Annotated in this window: 14 protein-coding genes and 2 pseudogenes; 7 read left to right on the plus strand and 9 right to left on the minus strand. The window is 65.6% G+C overall.

Annotated features, from left to right (window positions below):
• The first annotated feature begins 32 nt into the window (after positions 1 to 32).
• Entirely contained in the window at positions 33 to 353 is a 321-nt protein-coding gene (locus G6N13_RS22145) for a hypothetical protein (RefSeq protein WP_163700553.1), read from the plus strand.
• Here the strand turns inward: G6N13_RS22145 and G6N13_RS22150 are convergent.
• The 4 genes from G6N13_RS22150 to G6N13_RS22165 all read right to left on the minus strand — a co-directional run bounded on the left by G6N13_RS22150 (position 350) and on the right by G6N13_RS22165 (position 5804).
• The gene (locus G6N13_RS22150; RefSeq protein WP_163700556.1) at positions 350 to 3247 is read right to left on the minus strand and encodes an MMPL/RND family transporter; all 2898 of its coding nucleotides are present in this window, start codon (positions 3245 to 3247) and stop codon (positions 350 to 352) included. The genes G6N13_RS22145 and G6N13_RS22150 overlap by 4 nt on opposite strands.
• Positions 3244 to 3672: an MmpS family transport accessory protein gene (locus G6N13_RS22155; protein WP_235678112.1), complete on the minus strand. Its 429-nt coding sequence runs from the start codon at positions 3670 to 3672 to the stop codon at positions 3244 to 3246. Before G6N13_RS22155 ends, G6N13_RS22150 begins: the two co-directional genes overlap by 4 nt.
• 280 nt (positions 3673 to 3952) lie before the next feature.
• Positions 3953 to 5284, minus strand: a complete 1332-nt coding sequence (locus G6N13_RS22160) for a condensation domain-containing protein (protein WP_163700562.1) — start codon at positions 5282 to 5284, stop codon at positions 3953 to 3955.
• 25 nt (positions 5285 to 5309) lie between these two features.
• Positions 5310 to 5804, minus strand: coding sequence for a winged helix-turn-helix transcriptional regulator (locus tag G6N13_RS22165; protein ID WP_163700565.1), 495 nt, complete (start codon positions 5802 to 5804; stop codon positions 5310 to 5312).
• 45 nt (positions 5805 to 5849) lie between these two features.
• On the opposite strand from G6N13_RS22165, the pseudogene G6N13_RS26270 reads away from it, so the two are divergent.
• Positions 5850 to 5966, plus strand: a pseudogene (locus tag G6N13_RS26270) (acetyl-CoA C-acetyltransferase); the annotation flags it as partial.
• Positions 5967 to 6198: 232 nt separating this feature from the next.
• On the opposite strand, the pseudogene G6N13_RS22180 reads toward G6N13_RS26270, so the two are convergent.
• Together G6N13_RS22180 and aspS are read right to left on the minus strand one after the other, a co-directional pair.
• Positions 6199 to 6354, minus strand: a pseudogene (locus G6N13_RS22180) (nitroreductase/quinone reductase family protein); the annotation flags it as partial.
• Positions 6351 to 8126 carry an aspartate--tRNA ligase gene (gene aspS, locus G6N13_RS22185; protein ID WP_163700567.1) on the minus strand — a complete coding sequence of 592 codons (1776 nt, stop codon included), beginning with the start codon at positions 8124 to 8126 and terminating at the stop codon, positions 6351 to 6353. The gene aspS and the pseudogene G6N13_RS22180, both read right to left, overlap by 4 nt.
• Positions 8127 to 8252: 126 nt before the next feature.
• On the opposite strand from aspS, the gene G6N13_RS22190 reads away from it, so the two are divergent.
• Positions 8253 to 8741: an SRPBCC family protein gene (locus G6N13_RS22190; protein ID WP_163702432.1), complete on the plus strand. Its 489-nt coding sequence runs from the start codon at positions 8253 to 8255 to the stop codon at positions 8739 to 8741.
• Here the strand turns inward: G6N13_RS22190 and G6N13_RS22195 are convergent.
• A complete protein-coding gene (locus G6N13_RS22195) occupies positions 8738 to 10216 on the minus strand; it encodes a carboxylesterase/lipase family protein (RefSeq protein ID WP_163700571.1) in 1479 nt (492 codons plus the stop codon). The two genes, G6N13_RS22190 and G6N13_RS22195, sit on opposite strands and share 4 nt — an antisense overlap.
• Positions 10217 to 10239: 23 nt before the next feature.
• On the opposite strand from G6N13_RS22195, the gene ypfJ reads away from it, so the two are divergent.
• Positions 10240 to 11121, plus strand: coding sequence for a KPN_02809 family neutral zinc metallopeptidase (ypfJ, locus tag G6N13_RS22200; RefSeq protein WP_163700574.1), 882 nt, complete (start codon positions 10240 to 10242; stop codon positions 11119 to 11121).
• Here the strand turns inward: ypfJ and G6N13_RS22205 are convergent.
• Entirely contained in the window at positions 11099 to 11776 is a 678-nt protein-coding gene (locus tag G6N13_RS22205) for a DUF427 domain-containing protein (RefSeq protein ID WP_163700577.1), read from the minus strand. The genes ypfJ and G6N13_RS22205 overlap by 23 nt on opposite strands.
• Before the next feature lie 129 nt (positions 11777 to 11905).
• On the opposite strand from G6N13_RS22205, the gene G6N13_RS22210 reads away from it, so the two are divergent.
• The gene (locus G6N13_RS22210) at positions 11906 to 13309 is read left to right on the plus strand and encodes an IS1380 family transposase (protein ID WP_163700579.1); all 1404 of its coding nucleotides are present in this window, start codon (positions 11906 to 11908) and stop codon (positions 13307 to 13309) included.
• A gap of 133 nt (positions 13310 to 13442) precedes the next feature.
• Here the strand turns inward: G6N13_RS22210 and G6N13_RS22215 are convergent, their stop codons facing one another.
• The gene (locus tag G6N13_RS22215; protein WP_163700582.1) at positions 13443 to 14324 is read right to left on the minus strand and encodes an acyl-CoA thioesterase; all 882 of its coding nucleotides are present in this window, start codon (positions 14322 to 14324) and stop codon (positions 13443 to 13445) included.
• 75 nt (positions 14325 to 14399) lie between these two features.
• Between G6N13_RS22215 and G6N13_RS22220 the strand changes: the two genes are divergently transcribed.
• A complete protein-coding gene (locus tag G6N13_RS22220; protein ID WP_163700585.1) occupies positions 14400 to 15020 on the plus strand; it encodes a TetR/AcrR family transcriptional regulator in 621 nt (206 codons plus the stop codon).
• Between the two features lie 109 nt (positions 15021 to 15129).
• Positions 15130 to 16359: an amidohydrolase family protein gene (locus G6N13_RS22225; protein ID WP_163700588.1), complete on the plus strand. Its 1230-nt coding sequence runs from the start codon at positions 15130 to 15132 to the stop codon at positions 16357 to 16359.
• Positions 16360 to 16377 lie beyond the last annotated feature (18 nt).

Below are 16377 nucleotides of genomic sequence, written 5' to 3' on the forward strand. Positions count from 1 at the left end.
TACTTCCTTGCACTGGTGCGAGAATCGTCGGTGTGGATCGGCCCAAGCCGCGTTGGATACCTGCCCCGTTGTGGCCCTGGCTGACCAAGCGCTGGGTCAAAGCCGCACTCGTGATCGCAGTGTTCGCGCTCCTCGGCGTGATCTTCATGCTGACCTCAGACCGCAAGGACGCCGCCTTCTGGAGCGGCTACGCCGATGGGCAGCGCTGGGTCGACGCGGGCGGCTACAAGGCCCACGAGGAGTCGATCTCGACCTACTGCGCCGGACAAGCCGCCACCAAGAGTTCCAGCTACCAGCGAGGCTGCATCGACGGCGCGCACAACGCCATGGACGATACGAAAACGGTTCACTAGGACTGAGATTCGACCGCGATCGGCTCGGTGTTCGCCGCAGCCGGCCTCGGCCACTTGCTCGGCACCGGACGCGGGCGCACCCGCTGCGGCCACCAGAACCAACGCCCCATCAGCGCGGCGATCGACGGTGTCATGAACGACCGGATCACCAAGGTGTCGACCAGCAGACCCATACCGATGGTCGTACCGACCTGCGCCAAGATCGTCAGTTCACTGAATGCCATGGCCGCCATGGTCACCGCGAACACCAGTCCCGCTGAGGTGACCACCGAGCCGCTGCCCCCCATCGCCCGGATGATGCCGGTGCGCAACCCGGCCGGGATCTCCTCCTTGAGTCGAGCGACCAGCAGCAGGTTGTAGTCCGAACCCACCGCCAACAGGATGATGACGGCCATGATCAGCACCATCCAGTGCAGCGGCCGGCCGATCAGGTCTTGCCAGATCAGTACCGACAGCCCGAATGAGGTGCCCAGTGACAGCACGACCGTGCCCACGATCACCGCAGAGGCCACCACGGCCCGGGTGATGATCAGCATGATGACGAAGATCAGGCAGAGGGCGGCCACACCGGCGATCAGGATGTCGTAGTCGGCGCTGTCCTGCATGTCCTTGTAGCTGGCCGCGGTGCCGGCGAGGTAGATCTTGGACCCTTCCAGCGGAGTGCCCTTGATCGCCTCGAACGCCGCGTTCTTGATCGGGTCGATATGGGTGAGACCTTCCGGCGACATCGGATCACCCTCATGAGAGATGATGAACCGCACCGCTTTTCCGTCCGGCGACAAGAACATCTTCATACCGCGCTTGAAGTCCGGATTGTCGAAGGCCTCCGGCGGCAGATAGAACGAGTCGTCGTTCTTGGCCTCGTCGAACGCCTTGCCCATCGCGCTCTGATTGTCCTGCATGGCCGCGATCTGATCCTGCTGGCCGGACTGTGTGCTCTGCATCGTCAACTGCATGGTCCGCATCGACCGCATGGTGTCGATCATCGGCGGCATCAGCGTGCGCATCTGAGCGGTGAGCAGGTCCAGCTTGTGCAGGTCGGGCACCAGGGTCTGGAAGTCGTCGGTCATCGTGTCGATGCCGTCGAGGGTGTCGAAGACCGACCGGACCGACCAGCACATCGGGATGTCGTAGCAGTGCGGTTCCCAGTACAGGTAGTTGCGGATCGGCCGGAAGAAGTCGTCGAAATTGGCGATATTGTCGCGCAGCGACTGGATGTCGGCCAGTGTCACGTCCATCTTGGTGACCATGCTGTGGGTCACGGCGTTGAGCTGACCCAGTAGGTCGTACATCTGCGTCATGGTCGCGATCGACACGTTCATGTCGTCGCCCATTTTGAGCATGTCCTTCATGCGGTCCTGCATGTAGGACTGGTTCAGCGTCTGCGTGGTGCCCTGCATGCCCAGCAGGAACGGAATCGAGCTGTGCTCGATCGGGCTGCCGAGCGGCCGCGTGATGGTCTGCACTCGACCGATACCCGGGGTGTGGAAGATGGCCTTGGCCACCCGGTCGATCACCAGGAAGTCCGCCGAATTACGCAGGTCGTGATCGCTCTGCAGCATCAACAACTCGGGGCTGAGCCGGGCCTCCGGGAAGTGCCGCTCCGCGGCGGCGAACCCTTCGCTGGCCGGGATGTCCGCCGGCAGATAGTGCCGGTCGTTGTAGTCGGTGCGATAGCCGGGCAGCGCGAGCAGCCCGATCAAGCAGACGAACGTCGTCGCGACCAGGATCGGACCGGGCCAGCGCACGACGGCAGTACCGATACGGCGCCAGAACCGTTCGCGCGAGGCCCGTTTGGGCTCCAGCATTCCGAACCGGCTGGCGACGGTGACGACGGCGGGGCCGAGCGTCATCGCGGCAGCCACCACCACCACCATGCCGACGAACAAGGGGATGCCCATCGAACTGAACATCGGACTTCGGGTGAAGTGCAGACAGAACATCGAACCGGCGATCGTCATACCGGACCCGACGATCACATGGCCGGTGCCGTGATACATCTCGTAATAGGCCGCCTCTTTGTCGGCGCCCTTACTTCGGGCCTCCTGATAGCGGCCGAACAGGAAGATCACATAGTCGGTGCCGGCCGCGATCGCGACCATGACGAGCAGGTTGACCGCGAACGTCGACAGCCCGATCAGGTGGTGATAGCCGAGGAAGGCCACCACACCGCGAGCGGCCGCCAGTTCGAGGAACACCATGAACAACGCGATCAGCACGGTGCCGATCGAGCGATAGACGAACAGCAGCATCACGGTGATGACGCCGAAGGTCAGGCCGGTAATCATTTTCAGGCTGCGGTCACCGGCGATGTGGGTGTCGTTGATCAGTGCCGAGGATCCGGCGACGTAGGCCTTGATCCCCGGTGGCGGCGGCATGCTTTCGACGATCTGCTTGACGGCTTCGACCGACTCATTGGCCAGGCCCTCGCCCATGTTGCCAGCCAGATAGGCCTGCACATAGGAGGATTTGCCGTCGGCGCTCTGCGCCCCGGCGGCGGTCAGCGGGTCGCTCCAGAAGTCCTGAATGTGCTCGACATGCTTCTTGTCGGCTTCGAGCTTCTTGACGATCTCGTTGTAGTACTGGTGTGCGGCGTCACCCAGGGGCTGATCGGCCTCGAGCACGACCATCACCGAGGTGTTCGATTTGAACTCCTGGAACGTCGTGCCGATCGTGCTCATCGCGATCGACGAGGGCGCGTCGGTCGCCGCCATCGGCACCGACTGCTGCTGACCGACCACCTCGACCTGGGGCACCACGATGTTGGTGATGACGGTGAGGGCCAGCCAGCCCAGGATGATCGGCACGGACAGCCAACGCACCCACTGCGCGATGTGCGGGCGCTTGCCGTGCTCGTCGGCCTGGGGCTTATCGCCCTTGTTCAGAGTGATCATGCGGACTTGACCAGGCAGAAGGTCTGGGCGTTCACCCCGGTCGAGGTCTTTTCGTCCTTGACTTCGCCATTCACGGTGATCCGGCAGCCGATGCTGTCAGTGTCGCCCTGGGCGACGATATTGGCCGAGGCCGCCGGCGCGGTGGTCGTCAAGGTCAAAGACCACGGAAGGGTGACGTCCCGCGCTATCTGCGGCTGGGCGTCCAGGTCGAGATAGTTGATGGTCGCGACGGCTCCCGGCGGACCGTAGATCTCGTACACGACGGTCTTGGGGTTGAACGGCTTGGTGTCGTTGGCCAGCCCACTACCCGGGCGGGTCAGCTCGGTTTTGCCGAACACACCGTGCAGCCGATACACGCCGAACGCGGCGACCGCAACGACGAGAAGGATCACGATCGGCAGCCAGACCGTGCGCAGCAGCTTCAGCGGTCCACCCCGCCGTTTGGTGCCGTGGCCAGAGGGTTTGGCCTGCTGCTGGTCCGGGCCGGCCTGGGCGTCGTTGTCCGTCGACGCACCCGAGGAGGGGTAAGTCTGGCTCTCCGTGGTCATGACCTGCCCCCCTTTCGGCCTTGCAGTTCAGCCTGTCGATTCACCGCGGCTGCATTTAGCACCGCTACATAGTAGGACTAACGGATCTCGTCAGCATAACCCGTGTGATCAGCCTCATGGGTCAGGAAAAGTTCCGGCGGCCGTCACAGGACCCCAGTCATTGGATGGTCGCGGTCAGCCCGAATTCGTCGAGCACCTGCACGAACGTGGCTTGCAACTCCTCTTTGCTGTTCGGGCCGCCACGCCGCCATGACGATATCGAGAGCGAGACTTTTCCATTGACCTGGCCGGACACCAGAAACATCGTCCCGCCGAGTCGATCGAGGATGTCAGCGGTGGTCCTGGACTCGATCTGTCGCAGAACGAGGTATTCGGCGTCGGTGCCGTCGGGCCGGTTCACCGAGGCGTCCAGCTTCCCGAGGTTGGAGCAGCCCACCGGGGCACCCGCACCCAATGCCATTCCCTCGAGCCGGCGCGCCAGACTGAGCGGCACCAACGGCGCGAGCGCCACCGGGCCCAGAAGTTCGAACCGCGCCTCGGAGAGCGCCGCCAGATTCCGCTTCAGCTCGGCACGCACGTCGCGCAGGCTCGCCGTGACGTCGGCTGGGTCGATCATCACCGTGATCCCGGTCAGCGCGTTGGCTCTGGTATCCCCCTCGGTGCGCTCACTAACCGGGAACTGCAGCCGCACCAGACCATTGTCGTCGACCCGGCCGAAGACCTGCCCCATCTTGGCGCCGATGCCGGCGAACAGCGAATTGCTGGTTCCGCCAAGGCTTTCCATGCAATTTTTCCATTGAGCCTCGTCAATCTGGGCGACGACGGACGGCACGGTGACAGAACGAGCGCCGTCGAGACTGGTGGGCGCCGGAGCTGAGCGCCCGGCCGACGAGGACAACTCGCCCAGGTTGCTACGGGCCAGCCGGACAGCGGCGACGACCGCGTTGGCGAAATCAGGAATCGACCGCAGGATCGCGGCGGCGTCCTGACGTAGCGCCTGAGCGCGGGTGCGCGCCCCGGGCTGCGGATAGCCGAGGTCCCACGTCTGGCCACTGGCGGCCTGGCCGATCGCCTGGATCACGCCTAGTCCGTCACAGACCGTGTGCGAGACCACCAGCGCGATGACCGCGCCGCCGGTCTCCAGCGGTTGCATGGCCAGGCGCCAGGACGGCCCCCTCTCGGGGTCGATCGGGACGCGCAGTTGCTCGTCAAGCCAGGCCATCGCCTCGCCGCGCGGGCGGACGGTGGCCGCGATATCGACGTCGGCGGGGCCGGTCCACCTCACCCAGCGGTCGCGCCCGAACGGCAGGGGCGAGCGTTCGACGCGGCGCCCGAGCAGGCCGTAGCCGAGGTTGTGATGAAACCGCCGGAGGGCGTCGAGGTCGACCGGATGCTCGTAGATCCAGCCACACTGGGCAAGTGGGCCTCGGCCAAGCGCCCGCAGGCCGAGGAACGATCCCTGGTCGATGTAGGCCAACGTGGAGTCCACACCGCCATGTTAGGCGAGGGTGGCGCTACCTCGACGCAGGCGCCGCACCGCCCTTTCGCGTTAGTTCCACACCGAGTTCGGACTGAGGCACGAGATGACCTTCGGCACAACGAATTTCGACGGTTGCATCGGCCCCGCACTCCAGGTGGGTCAGCCGCAACCTACTGTCATTGCTGAGGTGGCGCCGGCCCCACTCGAACATCGACCACACCACCGGCATCAACTCGGCGCCGGCCGGCGTCAGCACGTATTCGTCGCGGACCCGCTGCCCCGGTTCACGGTAGGGCTGCCTGGTCAGCAGGCCGGCGTCGACCAGTTCGGCGAGCCGGGCCGCGGTGGCTGCCTTGGTGATGCCCACCCGGCGGGCAAAGTCGTCGAACCGGGTGGTGCCGTAGTAGGCCTCGCGCAGGATGAGCATCGCCGACTTGGTTCCGATCACCGCCATCGTCTTCTCGATCGGGCATTTCCCGACCGCCGACCAGGCATCGCGGTCCACCAGGGGGCCCTGCAGCACTGTCACGGACGTCACTTTCTTTCTGAGTTGTTTTCACTATACCTAGGTGGTATCGCCGGCGCGGTGTCGCAGGTCGGCGACCAAGCCGTCAACATCGCCCGCACCGCACTGCTGGGTCGGGGCTTCCCCGAGACAGTTCCCGGCACCACGGTCGACACGCTGGCCGGTCTCAAGCCCGCGTTCTACACGCAGGCCTACGCGGCGCGCCTGCAGGCGATGTGCGAGGGCGGCTGTGGTCACCTCGAACCACACTGGCCGAGGCTGTGACGGCGACGGACCGGCGGCGGTCGAGAAGAATCTGTAGAGCGGGCGGGCGAGAAACGAAAGAACCTGCGGGCTCAACGTTTCGACGGTCACGCCACCGCGCTACCGGCCGGCGCTAGACCCTCGTCAGCTCGAGCAGCGGGATGACCCGGCCGGACTTCGCACCGGTCGTGTGGAGGATCAGCAGCGGACGGCCTTCGAACGGCCCGCCGACGATGCCGGCGTTGGCCCGGAACTCCTCGATGATGTTCTTATTGAAGTCGTTCAGGGACGACAGATCGGGCGAGCTCATGGCTTGTCCAGCGTGGCTGTGAAATCTATTCCGGATTCCTTGCGCTGCTGGCCAGTGATCGGCGCCGGAGCATCGGTCAGCGGGTCCACTCCACCGCCGGACTTCGGAAAGGCGATCACCTCGCGGATCGAGTCCACCCCGGCCAGCAACGCCACGATGCGATCCCAGCCGAAGGCGATACCACCGTGCGGCGGCGCGCCAAAGGTGAAGGCGTCCAAGAGGAATCCGAACTTCGCGCGGGCTTCTTCATGATCGATGCCCATCATCGCGAACACCCGCTCCTGCACGTCGCGGCGATGAATACGGATCGAGCCGCCGCCGATCTCGTTCCCGTTGCAGACGATGTCGTAGGCGTTGGCCGTCGCCGACCCCGGATCGGTGTCGAATGTCGCCTCCGACTCCGGCATCGGCGCGGTGAACGCGTGATGCACCGCGGTCCAGTTGCCTGACCCCACCGCGACGTCACCGGCCACCGTCGCATCGTCGGCCGGTTCGAACAGCGGCCACTTCACGATCCAGGTGAAGGCCCACGCGTTCGGATCGATGAGGTCCAGCCGCTTGGCGATCTCGATGCGCGTTGCCCCGAGCAGGGCACGGGCGCCCTTGGGGGTCCCGGCGGCGAAGAACACACAGTCGCCCGGTGTGGCACCGACGTGAGCGGCCAACCCGGCACGTTCGGTGTCGGACAGATTCTTGGCGACCGGGCCGCTCAGTTCGCCGTCCGCACCGACCAGCACATACGCCAGGCCCTTGTGCCCGCGCTGTTTGGCGAACTCCTGCCAGCCATCCAGCGTGCGGCGCGGTTGGGACGCACCGCCGGCCATGACCACGGCACCGACGTAGGGCGCCTGGAACACCCGGAACGGCGTGTCGCTGAAGTATTCGGTGCACTCGACGAGTTCGACGGCGAACCGCAGATCGGGCTTGTCGCTACCGAATCGGCCCATCGCCTCGTCGTAACACATCCGCGGGATCGGCGTCGGGAGGTCGTAGCCGATCGTGGACCACACGGCCCGCAGCACTTCCTCGGAGACCGCGATGACGTCATCGGCGTCGACGAAGCTCATCTCCATGTCCAACTGGGTGAACTCCGGCTGGCGATCGGCGCGGAAATCCTCGTCGCGGTAGCACCGCGCGATCTGGTAGTAGCGCTCCATACCCGCCACCATCAACAGCTGCTTGAACAGCTGTGGGCTTTGCGGCAGCGCGTAGAACGAGCCGGGCTGCAGCCGGGCCGGCACCAGGAAGTCGCGGGCGCCCTCCGGCGTCGAGCGAGTCAGCGTCGGGGTTTCGATTTCGACGAAATCGTGACCGGCCAGCACCGAGCGGGCGGCCGCATTGACCTTGGAGCGCAACCGGATCGCCCCACCCGGGCCGCCCTCGCGGCGCAGGTCGAGATAGCGGTGCTTCAGCCGGGCTTCCTCGCCGGCCTGCTCATCGAGCTGGAACGGCAGCGGAGCGCTCTCCCCCAGCACGGTCAGCGACGTGGCGTTGACTTCGATCTCGCCGGTGGCGATCTCGGCATTGGCGTTGCCCTCGGGGCGGACCTCGACCACACCGGTGACCGCGACGCAGAACTCGGCGCGGAGCCGGTGGGCCGCAGCCAGCACGTCGGCGTCGCGGAACACCACCTGGGACGTCCCGGACGAGTCGCGCAGATCGATGAAGATGACGCCGCCGTGATCGCGCCGGCGGGCCACCCAACCGGCCAGGGTGACCGTCTGTCCGGCGTCGGAGGCTCGCAACGAACCGGCGGCGTGACTGCGCAGCACTGAAAACTCCCTGGGGTTATCGATCAACAACGAAAGGAAACCGAGTGCTCAGTCTATGAGGTAGGCCCGACCCGACATTCGTCACCTCGGTGTATGGTCTCCCGCGGAGGTAACCCGATGACCACGATGTATCCCTGTGAGCGCGTCGACCTGAGCTGGATCAAGACCGCACCGTTCCGGTTCTCCAACAGCGTCGATCTCGCCATCACACCCGAGCAGCTTTTTGACGTGCTGGCCGACGCCGGATCCTGGCCGCAGTGGGCCAAGGTCATCACCAAGGTCACCTGGACCAGCCCCAAGCCTTACGGAGTCGGCACCACCCGCACAGTCAACATGCTCGGCGGCCTGGTCGGCGACGAGGAGTTCCTGGCCTGGGAACCGTTCCGCTACTTAGCATTTCGGTTCAACACCTGCTCCAACAAAGCGGTCGCCGCGTTCGCCGAGGAATACACCGTGGTGGAAACACCAGGTGGCTGCCGGCTGACCTGGACGTTGGCGCAGAAGGCGAACGGCCCGGCCCGCATCGGCCTGGTCGTGGGCGGGCCGCTGATGAACCTCTCGTTCACATGGTTCCTGGCCAACCTGCGCCGGTACACCGACAAGCGCTACCACTAGTACAGCCCGGCCCAGGCGTGGCGACGCTGCGCGTCAGGGTCGTCGACGGACACATCGCGGTTGGACTGGATGACTCGGGTGCGCCGCCGCGCGCTGTCATAGCGCGGCCAGTCGTCGAGCCCACCGTCGGTGGCGAAACTCAGCCAGGTGCGCTGCATCCGGCGACCGACCGCGGGCTGTACCCGTCGGCCCAGCGGATGCAGTTTGCGCCCGAGGTAGGAGCCGTAGCTGTGCTGGACGTGCACGATCTCGCTGCCGTGCGTGGCTCCCAGCCCCAGCATCTTCAGGGTCCAGGTGGTGTGGTCGAACCGGTAGACGTGGGTGGTCGCATGCGCACTGTAGGCGTCGGCGAACGCCCACGTCGGCGCGCCGAACATCACATCGGAGCCGACGGCGATCTGCGAGCGCCGGCGCGGGTAGTCGGGATAACCGGCCAGCACCCGGTCCCGCACACCGGGCCCCACCCGGTCGAAATATGCGTCGATGCTCTCCCGCGTGGTGGGCAGCATGGGCGGCTTGGCCCAGGCGAACATCGACGCCTCATGGCTGTTGGTACCCACGATCAGCGGAACGCGGTTGACCTCACCGGCTCGCGCTGCCTCAATCGGGTGCCGCGGCAACAGGTCTACGCCATAGGTCAACCCGTAGGCCAGCGTCGGACTGGTCGCGACGCTGCGGCGCTGGATCTCACCGGCCGCACGGCGCAGCACCCGCTGCGGCAGCACCGGGAACGCGGCGGGATCGGCACCGACGACGTCGACGAACTCATGGGCCCGCCGGGCTCGGGTCGCGCGGTCGGCGATCAGCGGCAGCGCCGGACTCTGGGCGATCGCGCGAGCGAACAGGCCGGCGCCGGCCGGACTGGCCAGCAGCGCCAGCACCGACGTCGCGCCGGCTGATTCGCCGAAAATGGTCACGCGCTGCGGGTCTCCGCCGAACGCGGCGATATTGTCTCGCACCCATTGCAGCGCTGCGATCTGATCACGCAGACACAGGTTGTCGGCGAATCCGGCACCGAGGTCGCCGAGTTCGAAGCCGCCGAACACACCGAGCCGATAGGTCACGTTGACCACCACGACATCGCCGTTGGCTGCCAGCCGTGAGCCGTTGTAGAGCTGGAGTTGCCCGGCGCCGTAGACGAAGGCGCCGCCGGGGATCCACACCATGACCGGCAACGGCCGATCCGTGGGAGGCGCCCACACCGTGAGGGTCAGGCAGGCTTCATCGCGGATCTTCGGGTCATCGCGCCCACCGCCGACGAACGAGCGGCCTTGCGGGGGCATGGGTCCGTACTCGATGGCGTCTCGCACGCCCGGCCACGGCCGCGGCGGGATGGGTTCGCGGAATCGGCGATCCCCGACCGGTGCCTCGGCGTAGGGAATGCCGCGCCAGACGCGCACACCATGCTCGGTGGCGCCGCGGACGGCACCGGTAGAGGTCGGAACCACGGTCGACGGATCCGCGACGACGGCCACGACTGAATCGTAGTGTGGTGGCCATGACCTTCAACGAGGGTATGCAGATCGACACGAGCACCACCTCGACCGGTGGTCGCAGCGGCCGGGTTATTGCCATCGGCGGCGGCCTGGGCGGCCTGGTGGTGGTGCTGCTGGCGGTGTTCCTCGGGGTCGACCCGAGCCAGGTGCTCAATCAGCAACCGGCCCTGCCGCCGGGCGCCGAGCAGTCCTCGGGCTACGACCTGAGCAAGTGCAAGTCCGGCGCCGACGCCAACGAGTACGTCGAATGCCGAGTGGTCGCCACCGGCAATTCCGTCGACGGCGTCTGGGCGGATCTACTCAAGGGCTACACCCGGCCGACGATGATGTTGTTCAAGGGCAGCGTGAACACCGGCTGCGGACCGGCGACCAGCGATGTCGGGCCGTTCTACTGCCCGGTGGACCAGACCGCCTATTTCGACACCGATTTCTTCGAGGTCCTCAAGACCCAATTCGGTTCCAGTGGTGGACCGTTGGCGCAGGAGTACGTGGTGGCTCACGAGTACGGTCACCACGTGCAGGATCTGCTCGGTGTGCTGGGCCGGGCCCAGCAGGGCGCGCAGGGTGCCACCGGGGGCAGTGTCCGCACCGAACTGCAGGCCGACTGCTATGCCGGTGTGTGGGCACACTACGCCGCGATCACCAAACAGCCCGGCACCGATGTCACCTATCTACAGCCGTTGACCGATAAGGACATAGCCGACGCGCTGTCTGCGGCGTCCTCGGTGGGTGACGACCGGATTCAGAAGCAGGCCACCGGACGGGTGAACCCCGAGCAGTGGACGCACGGGTCGTCGGCCGAACGCCAAAAGTGGTTCACCACCGGATATCAGACCGGTGACCTCAAGCAGTGCGACACGTTCAAGACCGGGAATCTGGGTTAGGCAGCTCGGCGGTGACGTCCGCCCGCTCAGGGTCGAAGCTGAAATAGCCCTTGATGGGCCAGGTTTCGGTTAGCGGCTTTGCATAGCTCCACGCCAGGTCCTCCACGTCGTCGGCCGCCCAATAGGTCGCATACCCCTTGTAGTTGCAGTAACTCGACGTGGCCGTGCGCCGCAGCAGATCGGTGCGCACATGCTCAGCGGCAACGTAAAGCCTTGGCGCCAGGGATGTCTCGAACACGATCGTGGTGTCGTCAGTATCCACCAGCACATCGCCCGCGACCTCGACGCGCAGCCGCCGCCGGGTGGGCCGGCAATCGACCCGGTGATACGGGTTGGGCGGATAGTGCACCAGGGTGCGCCCCTCCTCCAGCCAAGTGTCGACAGCGTCCCACGGCACCCGCACGTAGCCTGCCGCGAGCTCTTCGGGTTCGGTTGGCAGATCGGCGGTTTCACCGACCGGGAAGACATAACTCAAGGGCGCCCCGGCGCGGTGGACCATCAGCGCGTTCTCGGTGTCGATGACCAGCCGCCCGTCGCGCAGCGCCTGGATGCGGCGCGGATGAGGCTCGACGTAGGCGATCGGCTCGGCCACCGGCGGGCAGAACCAGCCGGCCCGGTCCGGACCCAGCGGCCCGCGGCCGGCGACCAAGCTCATGGCGCTAAACCTGAATCCACCGACGGGCGGTGGCGTTAGCCGAGTGTCGGAATGAAGAAAGTGCCCTCTGAACTGGGATGATTGGTGTTCTCAAGCAGCAATCGGGTCCAGTTCGGAAAGGCACTTCGAGTGCAAGTTTCGCATAGGTTCGCCGCGGAGTCAGCGGTGTTCGACGATGACAATCTCGTGTCGTGCGCCGGACTTGTGCCGGTCATGACGTTGGCCGAGCAGACCGGGCTGGGCAGGTTGTTTGATGAGAAGGTCCGCATCATGGCGCCCCGGATCACGTCCGGGTCGGCGAACCCCGCCCCGAAACTGGCCACCGTGGTGGCGGGCATGTGCGCGGGCGCGGACTGCATCGACGACCTCGACGTGGTCCGGTCGGGCGGTATGAAGACCCTCTTCGGCGGGGTGTACGCACCGTCGACGGTCGGAACGTTGTTGCGGGAGTTCACCTTCGGGCACGCCCGCCAGTTGGAATCGGTGCTACGCGAGCACCTGGTGGCATTGTGTCAGCGGGTCGAGTTGCTACCCGGCGCCGATGAGCGGGTGTTCATCGACATCGACTCGCTGCTACGCCCGGTCTACGGGCACGCCAAACAAGGCGCCTCCTACGGGCACACCAAGATCGCCGGCAAGCAGATCCTGCGCAAGGGACTGTCCCCGCTGGCCACCACGATCAGCACCGCGGGTGCTGCGCCGGTGATCGCCGGGATGCGGCTCCGCGCCGGGCGGGCCAACTCCAGTAAGGGGGCCGGGCGGATGGTCGCCCAGGCGATCGGCACCGCCCGCGCCGCGGGAGCCAGCGGGCAGATTCTGGTGCGCGGGGATTCGGCCTACGGCTCGCGCGCGGTGATTACCGCCTGCGTGCGCCATGGTGCGCGGTTCTCGATGGTGATGACCCGCAATCCCGCCATCGAACGCGCGCTCGCCGGGATCGACGAGACGGCGTGGACGCCAGTGCGTTATCCCGGCGCCGTCCAAGACCCCGACACCGGTACCTGGATCTCTGATGCCGAGGTCGCCGAAATCGACTACACCGCCTTCGCATCCACCCCCGATCGCATCACGGCCCGATTGGTGGTCCGCCGCGTCAAGGACGCCCGTTTCCGTGACACGCTGTTCCCGGTGTGGCGGTATCACCCGTTTCTCACCAACACCGACCTGCCCGTCGATCAGGCCGACATCACCCACCGCCAGCACGCGATCATCGAGACCGTATTCGCCGATCTCATCGACGGACCGCTGGCGCATCTGCCCTCGGGCCGGTTCGGCGCGAACTCGGCCTGGATCTTGTGCTCGGCGATTGCCCACAACCTGCTGCGCGCGGCCGGTGTCCTAGCCGGAGAGCGGCACACCCGAGCACGCGGATCGACACTGCGACGCACCATCGTCAATGTTCCCGCCCGACTGGCCCGTCCCCAGCGCCGCCCGATCCTGCACCTACCCTCCCACTGGCCGTGGTCCAGGTCCTGGCTTGCACTGTGGCACAACACCATCGGACACAGCCCACCACTACCTGCGACAACCTGACCAACCGCCGAAAGGCCCGACCGGAACACACAGGAAAAGCTGGACAGACCAGCAACTACCTCACGCCCACACCCGGAAGACCGACGCCAACGAAGATCAACCCTACTCACCACCACCCGTCGGTGGATTCAGGCTAAATCCGCGCTTCGGCCGCGATCGCGTTGTCGGTGACCCGCAGCGGACGGATCAACGCGTCCTGGGTGAACGACGCGATCAGTTCACCTTCCTGGGTGTGGATCGCCCCGCGGATGTAGGACATGCCGGCACCGACCTGCGTGCTCTCGTGGGTGTAGAGCAGCCACCCGCTCCAGCTGACCGGCTCGTGAAAGCTCACCGCGACCGTCATCGGCGCGGTTGAAACGGTGAGGTGTGACTGGGCGGTGCCGATGCCGGCATGCGCGCGCATCGTCGTCGAGATGCCCAGATGCCCGGTGAAATAAGCGATCAGGGCCTTGGCCAGATCATCGCGTGTCGGGATGGGCTCATAGTGCAGCCACGCGTAGACCTCGGGCGGGCCCACCTCGTCGGGGCTGTTGATGTCGATGACGTCGACAAGCTTGACCAGCCGGCCGTCCATCGGCATCTCGCAGACGTTGGCTTGATCCGGTCCGGCCACCTCCGGACGCGGCAGGTGGTGGCGGATCACGTCGGGTGTGGGGACGTCGGCGAGCACGGTGAAGGCCATCGCGCGCTTGCCGTTTTGAGAGGCGGTGATGATCGCTGTGGCCGTGGAACGGCCTTCGGAGACGACGTCGATATCGAGCACCACCGGCGGTCCGACAAGTACCGCGCGGGCAAAGACACTGTGCACCGAGCGAATTGACTTGCCCTCGAAGCGCTTTGCCGCGGCCACGATCGCTTGGGCGAGCACCTGGGTGCCCTCGACAACCTGGCGATCGTCGGCGTCGGCAATACCCGTCGGGGCGATGTGGCGATCCTGGCTTTGGGCCTCGCTATCGAAGAGGTCGAGCAGGCGCGCCACAGTCCACAGGGTGTCGCCGGAATTCGAAGCCATCTGTTCCTCACCTCGTCGTGTTCCAAGACGGTAACGGCATTCTCGTCACTGTAACCCGACCGTTAAGCTGACCCGATGGCCAAGGCCGACGAACGCTCCCGCGACGCAATAAGCGCTGATCCAGACTCCCGGGGGAGTCGCTTCATGCGCTCGGCGCTGTCGATCTTGGCCGAGACGGGCCGCACCGACTTCACCGTGCTGGAGGTCGTGGAGCGCTCGAAAACCTCGCTGCGGTCGTTCTACCAGCACTTCACCACCAAAGATGAGCTGCTGCTGGCGCTCATCGACACGATCATGGCCGAGTCCACCAAGGCGTGGCGCGCAGAGACCGACGGCCTGCCCGCCGCCGAGGCGATGCGGTTGCTGATCGACCGGATCTGCACCCCGGCCGAATCCACCAAGCAGGACAGCATCAACCGCGGCCTGACGTACTACAACGACCACCTCGCCGAGACCCTGCCCAAGGAGTACTCCCGAGTGCTCTCCCCGCTGCATCAGCTGATCGGCGAGATCCTCGAACGCGGCAAAACAGAGGGGACGTTCCGGGCGGATCTGCAGTCCGAAACCACCGCCGCGCTGATCATGCAGGCGGTGCTTGGTGCGATGCGGTTACGCAGCCTTGGCGCCGAACTCAACGGGGTGCCCATAGCCGCGGCACATATTTACGATTTTTGCGTGCGCGGCCTGCTTCCCTGACCTGTTCACGCAGCTAGACAACTATTTTTCGACCGATGCTTTTACCAAGCTGCCCACGTGGTAACGTCATTACCGTTAGCCCACTAATTCAGAATTTCTGGAGGCAGCCATGCCCTCGCGCCAGCTCCCCTACCCCGTGTTCGACGCCGACAACCACTTCTATGAGCCCCAGGAAGCGCTGACGCAATTCCTGCCGGACCACCGCAAGGGCGTCATCGACTACATCGCTGTCAAGGGCCGCACCAAGATCGTGGTGCGCAACCACATCAGCGACTACATCCCCAACCCGACCTTCGAGGTCGTCGCCCGCCCCGGCGCTCAGGAGGAATACTTCAAACACGGCAGCGGCGGCAAGAGTTTCCGCGAGGTCATGGGTAAGCCGATGAAGGCGATCCCCGCCTTCCGCAATCCGGAGGCGCGCCTCGAGGTGCTCGACGGCCTAGGCCTGGATTACACGATCATGTTCCCGACCCTGGCCAGCCTGGTCGAGGAGCGGCTCAAGGACGATCCCGAGCTGATCCTGGACATCATCCACGCGCTCAACCAGTGGATGTACGAGACGTGGCAGTTCGACTACGAAGGCCGGATCTTCTCCACCCCGGTCATCGACCTGGCCATCGTCGACCGCGCACTCGAGGAACTCGAATGGTGCCTGGAACGGGGTGCCAAGACGGTTTTGGTGCGTCCGGCCCCGGTGCCCGGCTTCCGCGGGAGCCGCTCGCTCGGCCTGCCCGAGTTCGATCCGTTCTGGGACGCCTGCGTGAAGGCCGGTATCCCGGTGTGTATGCACGCCTCTGACAGTGGTTACGCCCAGTACCTCAACGACTGGGAGCCGGCCGAGGAATTCACCCCGTTCAAGCCGACCTCGTTCCGGATGGTTGCGATGGGTAAGCGCCCGATCGAGGACACCATGGCCGCGCTGGTCTGCCACGGTGCGCTGACCCGCAACCCGAATCTGCGCATCCTGTCCATCGAGAACGGCGCATCCTGGGTCCCCTACCTCTTCCACCAGTTCAACGACGTCTACGCGAAGATGCCGCAGGAGTTCCCCGAGGACCCGATCCAGGCATTCACCCGGGCCGTCTACGTCGCGCCGTTCTGGGAGGACGACTTCAAGAAGATGGCCGACCTGTGTGGCGTCGACCGCATCATCTTCGGTTCGGACTGGCCGCACCCGGAGGGCTTGGCCGACCCGATCAACCTGGTTGACGACCTGATCGTACAGGGCCTTAACGAAGAAGAGCAGCGAAAGGTAATGGGCGGCAACCTGGTCGACCTGTTCAAGGTCCCCAATGAGTCGGTCCACAAGCCCGACGTGCCCGCGCTCGTCATCGCTTGACCCGATCGGAATTGTCGT

Source organism: Mycolicibacterium sarraceniae, from assembly GCF_010731875.1.
Classification (GTDB): Bacteria; Actinomycetota; Actinomycetes; order Mycobacteriales; family Mycobacteriaceae; genus Mycobacterium; species Mycobacterium sarraceniae.

Bases quoted from the DNA above. Each gene is read 5' to 3' on its own strand.
- G6N13_RS22150 (WP_163700556.1), bottom strand. From the start codon at position 3,247: ATGATCACTCTGAACAAGGGCGATAAGCCCCAGGCCGACGAGCACGGC.
- G6N13_RS22190 (WP_163702432.1), top strand. From the start codon at position 8,253: ATGTATCCCTGTGAGCGCGTCGACCTGAGCTGGATCAAGACCGCACCG.
- ypfJ (WP_163700574.1), top strand. From the start codon at position 10,240: ATGACCTTCAACGAGGGTATGCAGATCGACACGAGCACCACCTCGACC.
- G6N13_RS22205 (WP_163700577.1), bottom strand. From the start codon at position 11,776: ATGAGCTTGGTCGCCGGCCGCGGGCCGCTGGGTCCGGACCGGGCCGGC.
- G6N13_RS22215 (WP_163700582.1), bottom strand. From the start codon at position 14,324: ATGGCTTCGAATTCCGGCGACACCCTGTGGACTGTGGCGCGCCTGCTC.
- G6N13_RS22220 (WP_163700585.1), top strand. From the start codon at position 14,400: ATGGCCAAGGCCGACGAACGCTCCCGCGACGCAATAAGCGCTGATCCA.
- G6N13_RS22225 (WP_163700588.1), top strand. From the start codon at position 15,130: ATGCCCTCGCGCCAGCTCCCCTACCCCGTGTTCGACGCCGACAACCAC.